Below are 7,635 nucleotides of genomic sequence, written 5' to 3'. Positions count from 1 at the left end.
GCACCACGGCAATCAACCTCACCGGCAACGAGTTCGCCCAGACCATCCAGGGCAATGCCGGCGCCAACATCATCAACGGCCGCGGAGGCGCCGACACGATGACCGGCTATGGCGGCAACGACACCTACTATGTCGATAATGCCGGCGACAAGGTCAACGAGGCGGTGGGCGGTGGCACCGACAAAGTACTGGCCTCGGTAAGCCATGCCCTTGCGGCCGGCTCGCAGATCGAGCTTCTCGCCACCATCAACGCGTCCGCCACCACGGCAATCAACCTGACCGGCAACGCCTTTGCCCAGACCATCCAAGGCAATGCCGGCGCCAATGTCATCAACGGCGGCGGCGGCGCCGACATCTTGACCGGCTATGGCGGCAACGATGCCTTCGTGTTCAATACCGCTCTTGGAGCCGGCAATATCGACAGGATCACCGACTTCAACAAGCTTCAGGACAAGATCCACCTCGACGATGGCATTTTCAAAGGGCTTCCGGTTGGGGCGCTTTCCCAGGCTGCTTTCTATGCCGGGACGGCAGCGCACGACAGTTCCGATCATATCATCTACAATAGTGCAACCGGGGCGCTCTCTTTCGACAGCGACGGGATCGGCGGCACAGCTCAAACACAGTTCGCCACGCTTTTCCCCCCATCTCTCTCGGCAGCCTCCTTCTACGTGACCTGAAGAACCGACGGGGAAGCGACATCGCGCGAGGCGCTGCTGTGACGAACAAGGACCAAGTGGACAACCAGCACCCCGCCAGCCTCTTTCGTTAAGTGCAGATGTGCTGGCATGGACTGTAGCGGTATCGAGGACGCTCCCCAGATACAGTTCGTCACTTACCGTGATGGCGAACTCTTGGAACAGACGGCCGACAATGCCGCCCATCAGCAAGAGCGGGATGAACATCGCGACGAGCGAAATGCTGATCGACAAAACCGTGAAGCCGATTTCGCACGCGCCCTTCAATGCGGCATGCAGGGACTTGGAGCCACCGGAGCCCTCGAGCCAAGGTATTTCTTCGCTGGAACTAGCGCGCACGACGCCGACGACCACATCGTCTATGACAAGGTTACGGGTGCGTTGTTTTACGATTCCAACGGAAACGTCGCAGGCGGCGTCACAAGCCGGCTCTTGCTCAATGCAAAGTGCCAACCTAACGTCTCGATGAGAGCGGAATGAATCAGTGGCATGGGCGAAGATCCTTTTGCTGAGGAATCTTCAATCCAAACACATCATCCCGTTCTCACCCTGACTGTCGTGTACCGTGAGATCTCGTTTTCACGCGCACCGCCGTAGGCGCCGGATCAGATCACGAAAAAATCGTCGGCCAGCAGCGTCGGCCTGTTCCTCAGCGTCGCGAGCTGTGTCACGCTTTGTTCGAAAAACCGGTGACCACTTTTTCGGGCGATGCTCTAGTTCTACTGCGTCATAAACTGTGTTGGATATCTTTGGCGGCATCCTACAACGTCGCTCCGACCGATCCAGTGCCCGTTCGTGACAGCTAGCGAGAACAGCGCCGATAAGCTCCGGCAAGGCCGCTGGTGGCTTGTCCCGTGGTGGGCGAGGGAGATGCCGAATGCCTGATTTCAGGCGTTCGCGATCGATTTCCAGCGCGCCAGCCGCTCTGCGATCAACTCCGCGCACTGGCGATCGTCGTTTCCGTCCAGGATGGCCAATCCGCCGGATCGGCGCGCAGGTAGACACCGGACGTCCGCGCGTTCACGCCTTCGGGGCCATCCGAACGGGTCGTAAAATACCCGGCGGCGCGATCGACGGACTCCAGCAGGATCTCTCCCGTACAATTGCGGTGCGTTAGGGTCGCGGGGCCGTTCTCCGTTCCAGTAGTAGAATACGCCGGCAGGCTCCTTCCTCTCCTTCAGGGCTTCGCTCCAGTATCTGGCGGACAGAGTGCCGTCCTCCAGCCATGAGCGGCCACGCAGCTCCAGCGTACTGTCGAGGGCTCGCGAGATGCGCAGGAGGCCTACGGCGGAAGGCTCCCGCGGGCCCGCGCGCCGAGAGGGAGAATTGCCACCACAGGCCCTCAATGCGTGCGACGCGGCCCTCGCTCTCGATCGCCTTTCGAAGCTTCTGGTTGATGGTCCTCATCTCGGCAGCCTTTGTCGCTTCGCCGTATCGTACGCACGTCAATCCGAGGAGATCGGTCGGAAGCTTCGAACCCCTCGCATGCAGTATGAAGGTTCGGCGCGAGCCGAGGACGCTGCTGAAAGACCGGCTTCGAAGACGACATGGTCGCGCGGAGAAGCCTGGCCGGAACCAGCGGAAGGGGAAGCGTGCAGGCTGGCCGTCGTCCAGTCGTCGCGGGCGAACACGAACGCCGCGAAGTCCACTTCACGCGTAAGCTCGAGGAGACGGGTCAGCGTGGTCGTGCCTGGATTGAAGGATGTCGTCCAGGGATCGACATGCGCGACGTCTTCGAGGCCGGGCGTCAGCGCCTGCACCAGCTTCATCTGCGCTCCCGACGAGCCAAGGAAAATGCGGGCCTTGTTCATCTATTCCCTCACTACAGCAGGTCGTACCACCGCCGTCCCCTCTGCCACGGTGTCTCAACCACGCTGAATGCGCAAGACACGCACGGAAACGATCCCCGCCCGCGGCCGAATCTATAGGATACTTGTGGAGAGCAGCCACCGAGAGAACTGCACTTGCGTGCGCGTTCAGCGTTAGGCTGTCGCGACCTGAAATGACCTGCCGAGGTGGAAGGAGCCCCGCTAGTTGGCGACGGCTCGCAAGGGCTAGTCCCGATTTGAACCGCTGAGGACCTTTGCCACCTATGCGCCACCGATCTTCGTCGAGGGCGCATTCATCGCCGCCTCTGGCGGCTTCATCTCCATCGCCGTGGCGATCGGCATCTCGGTCTGGCGGGCGCGCGAGGCGAAGAACGTCGAGACATAGGGATCGGCGCGCTGGGCGAAACCGAATGAGGTCAAGTCCGCCGGTCTGCTCGGGCTGACGGCGTGGTACTCGGCATGTTCGATCGCGATTATCTCCGTCACGACGGGCCGGAACATGTTCTGTGCTTCGCGCCGACGAGAAGCGGCAAAGGCGTCGGCCTCGTCGTGCCATCGCTTCTCACCTGGTCGGGTTCGGCCATCGTGCACGATATCAAGGGTGAAAACTGGCAGATCACGGGAGGATTTCGCGCCAGGCACGCCAGGCACGGGCGGGTGCTGCTGTTCGATCCCACGAACAGGAAGTCCTCCGCCTACAACCCGCTTCTCGAAGTGCGCCGCGGCGAGTGGGAGGTGCGTGACGTCCAGAATGTCGCCGACGTGCTGGTCGATCCCGAAGGCCCGCTCGAAAAGCGCAATCACTGGGAGAAGACCAGCCACTCGCTGCTCGTCGGGGCGATCCTGCACGTACTCTACTCCGAGCCCGACAAGACGCTGGCCGGCGTCGCGGGATTCCTATCAGACCCAAAGCGGCCGATCGAGACCACTCTGGCAGTGATGATGACGACGCCGCATCTCGGAGAGATCGGCCCGCATCCCGTCGTCGCCTCAACGGCGCGAGCTCTTGAACAAATCCGACAACGAGCGGTCTGGCATTCTCTCCACCGCGACGTCGCTCAAGCCGTGCTGCTGCTGGACCGAGCCGGATGGCACACCACCGGCAATCTCGTCTGGCCAAAGAACATCACGCCGATCCTGCTGCCATCGCGCTCTCCGGAGCTCAATCCGGTCGAGCAGGTCTGGCAATAGCTGCGCGCCAGTTTCCTCTCCAACCGCGTCTTCGACACATATGACGACATCATCGACGCTGCCTGCGACGCATGGAAAAGGCTTGCCGCAAAGCCCGACGCAATCACCTCAATCGGAATGCGGAAGTGGGCACATTCAGGTCATTTGTGAGGGCCGTTGGTATAAGTTAGCGTAGCGCCCTGCCCTCGCCTAGGCCTGCAAAGCCCTCATCCTAGATTCGGCGGCGGCATCGTGAAAAGACATGCACACGGCGGGATTACGCCGTGTACGAACATTGGCCCTGCACCGGAAAGCAGACACGCGCAATGCGATTGCGAGCAGACGGGTTCGCGAAATGTCGCGATCAACCGTGAGGCTGGTGCACATTCATCTCGACCTATCTTGATCACGCAGGATTAACCCTGCGTACCCGTCTGGCGGCCCCACTTGGAACTACATGCCGGAAAACGGTAGCCATGAAGAAGGGGAACGTGCGGCGCGGCGATCAGGATGAGAGGTCTCTCCCAGATTGTCGCGCTATAGGAACGCTTTCGTCGTAAAGCTGAGCAAGAGGACCATCAAACGTGCTGCCTGATAGTTATCGGCTCTTGGCCGGCGCAGGTTCAAATCAGGGACGCGCAACCACCGATACCGACATTCACTGATCGTAGTGACCTGAAAAAACTGAGGCGCATCTTGTTACCGGTAGTCTTAAGGCCCCGCTCCCCTCATCACGACGCTGGAAGCAGACGACGCACGCCCGAGACTGGCTCGTGCGCAGCGCCGACGGCCGATGGTCGCCAGCCACGTCTCGCCGAACGGCCCCATGTTCACGGCCGTTGGCCGCGTCGAAACCTCGTGATCGAGCGGCAAAAGCGGCAGCACCAGTTCGCCGAAGGGATAGGCTTCCTCCAGATGCGGATAGTCCGGGAGGATGAAGGTATCGATCCCAATGCGCGGTATTCGTCGATCCGCTCCGCCATTGTCGCCGCGTCGCCGACCAGGGCGGTGCCGGCGCCACCGCGCTAGGCCGACGGCCGGCCCACAGGGTTCGGGCTGATTTCGAGTTTGTCGCGACGGCCCCCGTGCAGCCGGCCCATGCGCGACTGGCCGACGGAATCCATGCGCGAAACCTTCTGCGTCTTTGAAAGGCTACGATGACTCAGAAACCCTCCGCTCTCAATTAGCCCAATTCTGTCTCATTGGCGCTGACGCCGGTGAGAAGGCGCATCTGTCCGGTGCTGCGACTTACGACGCCGACGAGAAGGACTTTACCGAGGGATGCGAGGACGACCGCCACTTCCGGTTTCATTGTCTCCCCGGAGCATGCCACGGAGATGCTCGAGCACGTGGGATATGCATCATTGAACGATCAAAGGCGATCTCGCCAAGAGCAACAGACTCTAACGCGGCGCGATTGAGGATCGTCAGCGAGCCGTGGTCGTATCGCGTCATATACCGCCGTTCCCATTCTCTCAGGCAACGATTCACTTTCGCTCGAGAAGCCGGGACCATTGCCGCGAGGTCGGTCTGCGAAATGTGGATACTCAGAGCTCTATCCACGGTAGCCGTGCTGTGCGGCCTCTCTGTCAATCGCAAGAGCGTGCTCGCCAATCGAGTGGATAGGGCACTGGCCGCACTGTGGATCACTCGCTCCTGCGCGTCGTGGGTTGCTTCGCACAAGTACGGGATCACCTTTAATGCGAGATCGGGGTGTTTGTCGAAGACCCTAACCATGAAAGCTACTTCGATTTGCAGCAAGTCGCTGTCCGCAACTGACTCCGCATTCATGTTACTTCTTCGCGTGATGAACAATCTAGTCAGGTCGAAAGTGTCACCGGGACCAAGATCTGCAAAGATGAATTCTCGTCCGTCCGAGAGGGGAGCACTAAGCCGAATTTTTCCTTGAATTATGTAGTAAATATAAAGTGGCACATCACCAAGGCGAGTTAAGATTTTATGCTTCGGAACCCTTCGCAGAATGGCCACTTTCGCCAGTTCACTAAGAATATCCTGGTCAAATTGCTGAAATAAGCGTATTTTATCGAGCTGTTTGACCCGAACCTCAGCGCCGCACTCTGCCATGGCTCCTGCCCCCCTGATAGGGTAAAGCGCCCCGGTCCCCTAAAGCGTTGCCTTGACTACCTCTTAGAACGAGTCCGATTTCGGGCCGTTCTCGCGCAAGAGCGCTCAGACGGAAGTGTTACCATATTAGGATAGCATAAAATAGTCACTCCTATGTGCCCGGGGTAACAGCGACCCTGTCTCTGAGAGAGTTTAAATCAAATGTGATCGACTGAAAGCCGTTGGGATAACCCCCTTCTATGGGACGGCGTGTGCCATGCCCCAAGAAGGAGAAGGGATACAACAGGATTCGGGGGCTTGTCTCCATGCGGCATGCACCAACCCAGGCGTCGCGTGCGTTCTTGAAGCGGAGCGTAGAACCGCTACGGCTTCCTGTGGGAGCAGTTTGCGTGTTTCTTGCAACTGCTGATTTCCTCCTCGGAGAGACGATACTTCTTGCGTCAAATGACGTCTATCATAGGTACGTCGGCGTGAGCCCGCCAGATATTTGGGAGACGATTTATCTAAGTGTTACCGCCGGCCTATTGCTTGTCGCATTCATGGGGGCCAGAGGCGCCTACACGATCAGTGGCATCCTGGACGATCACCGCGTGATCAAAACACTCTTCACCGGGTGGTTATTCGTTTTCTTTTCAATTCTCTGGCTCGCCTTTCTCACGAAGACGACGTCGACGTTCTCCCGCGGTTCCTTGACGCTGGCGTTTGCGGTCGGATTCCCAACCCTGCTGCCTGGCCACGTGGTTCTAGCGCGTGTGCTGAAACGGCTTCTGGCCGCCGAGAAGCTCGTCCTGCGCACAGTTTATCTGTTTTACGCTGGCGGTCCTGGAATGGAAAAGGGGACAATCGGCAAGCTCGGGCAACAGGGCATCGCGGTTTGCGGTGTTTCGAACATCGAGAACCATGATGGCACGATCGCAGCACGATCGGTGCAAGCCGCCGTCGCAGCTGCGCAGGCTGCGTTCCGTAGTGAACCGTATGGGGCAGTTTATCTCTTTTGCTCTTGGGATCAGCGGAAGTTGATCGCAGGCATCCTGGACGAAATGTCCCGCCTCCCGCTGCCGATCTATCTTTTCGCCGATGCCTACATAGACAAGATTCTGGCCGGATGCCCGCTGCACACCGGCTGGCAGCGAGCCTTCGAAGTCCAGCGCGCGCCTTTGAGGCCTGCCGAACGCCTGCTGAAGCGGTTATTCGACATTGCCTTTGCATCACTGCTACTGCTGTTCCTGTTTCCGTTGATGGCCGTAGTCGCGTGTGCCATCGCGCTCGAGAGCGGTCGCCCAGTGCTGTTCCGGCAGACGCGGCGGGGTTTTTGTGGTAAGCCATTCAATATTTACAAGTTCCGATCAATGACCGTGCAGGAGAACGGTGCGGACATTCGCCAGGCTCAGCGTAATGATGCGCGGGTTACCCGACTTGGCCGAATATTGCGCCAGTCAAATATCGACGAGCTGCCGCAGTTATTTAATGTGCTTCGGGGGGAAATGTCCCTCGTGGGGCCGCGACCCCACGCCGTCGCTCATGACGATACCTATAGTACGATTATTGCGAGCTATGCTTATCGCCATCGTGTAAAACCCGGTTTGACAGGCTGGGCTCAGATCAATGGCTTTCGAGGGGAAACGAAGGAGCTGTGGAGGATGGAAAAACGCGTAGAGCATGACCTCTGGTACATACAGTCCTGGAGCGTGCAGCTCGATCTTAAGATAATTTGGACAACCGCTGTACTGGTGCTTTCGGATCGTAATGTCTATTGATGTATAGCAGCTGGACACCTCGAACTACCGGCATTTCCAGAGTGGGTGGTGCGACAATGAGGTTGCGAACAGCCTGACGCGCGGCGGGGGCTGGAT

Annotated in this window: 4 protein-coding genes and 4 pseudogenes; 4 read left to right on the top strand and 4 right to left on the bottom strand. The window is 59.0% G+C overall.

What is annotated here, in order from left to right; translation table 11 throughout:
• The coding region (locus NKJ17_RS33035; RefSeq protein ID WP_502906596.1) for a calcium-binding protein at positions 1–680 on the top strand (680 nt) is incomplete at its 5' end.
• Positions 681–884: 204 nt separating this feature from the next.
• Here the strand turns inward: NKJ17_RS33035 and NKJ17_RS33030 are convergent.
• Together NKJ17_RS33030 and NKJ17_RS33025 are read right to left on the bottom strand one after the other, a co-directional pair.
• Positions 885–1,037: pseudogene (locus NKJ17_RS33030) on the bottom strand (hypothetical protein); the annotation flags it as partial.
• A gap of 1,106 nt (positions 1,038–2,143) precedes the next feature.
• Entirely contained in the window at positions 2,144–2,509 is a 366-nt protein-coding gene (locus NKJ17_RS33025; protein ID WP_352691885.1) for a TIR domain-containing protein, read from the bottom strand.
• A gap of 271 nt (positions 2,510–2,780) precedes the next feature.
• Here NKJ17_RS33025 and NKJ17_RS33020 point away from each other — a divergent pair.
• Positions 2,781–3,584: pseudogene (locus tag NKJ17_RS33020) on the top strand (type IV secretory system conjugative DNA transfer family protein); the annotation flags it as partial.
• A pseudogene (locus NKJ17_RS33015) lies at positions 3,584–3,868 on the top strand (transposase); the annotation flags it as partial. The pseudogenes NKJ17_RS33020 and NKJ17_RS33015, both read left to right, overlap by 1 nt.
• Positions 3,869–4,478: 610 nt before the next feature.
• On the opposite strand, the pseudogene NKJ17_RS33010 reads toward NKJ17_RS33015, so the two are convergent.
• A pseudogene (locus NKJ17_RS33010) lies at positions 4,479–4,866 on the bottom strand (alkanesulfonate monooxygenase); the annotation flags it as partial.
• Between the two features lie 139 nt (positions 4,867–5,005).
• Positions 5,006–5,782: a Crp/Fnr family transcriptional regulator gene (locus tag NKJ17_RS33005; RefSeq protein ID WP_352509934.1), complete on the bottom strand. Its 777-nt coding sequence runs from the start codon at positions 5,780–5,782 to the stop codon at positions 5,006–5,008.
• 389 nt (positions 5,783–6,171) lie between these two features.
• Here NKJ17_RS33005 and NKJ17_RS33000 point away from each other — a divergent pair, with 389 nt between their 5' ends.
• Complete coding sequence (locus NKJ17_RS33000) at positions 6,172–7,539, top strand: exopolysaccharide biosynthesis polyprenyl glycosylphosphotransferase (protein ID WP_352691883.1); 1,368 nt, start codon at positions 6,172–6,174, stop codon at positions 7,537–7,539.
• Positions 7,540–7,635: the final 96 nt, after the last annotated feature.

It is taken from the genome of Mesorhizobium sp. M0208 (assembly GCF_040322015.1).
Lineage (GTDB): Bacteria > Pseudomonadota > Alphaproteobacteria > Rhizobiales > Rhizobiaceae > Mesorhizobium.
This window is presented reverse-complemented; position numbering and strand designations above follow the sequence as displayed.

Coding starts and splice junctions, on each gene's coding strand:
- NKJ17_RS33025 (WP_352691885.1), bottom strand. CDS start 2,509: ATGAACAAGGCCCGCATTTTCCTTGGCTCGTCGGGAGCGCAGATGAAG.
- NKJ17_RS33005 (WP_352509934.1), bottom strand. CDS start 5,782: ATGGCAGAGTGCGGCGCTGAGGTTCGGGTCAAACAGCTCGATAAAATA.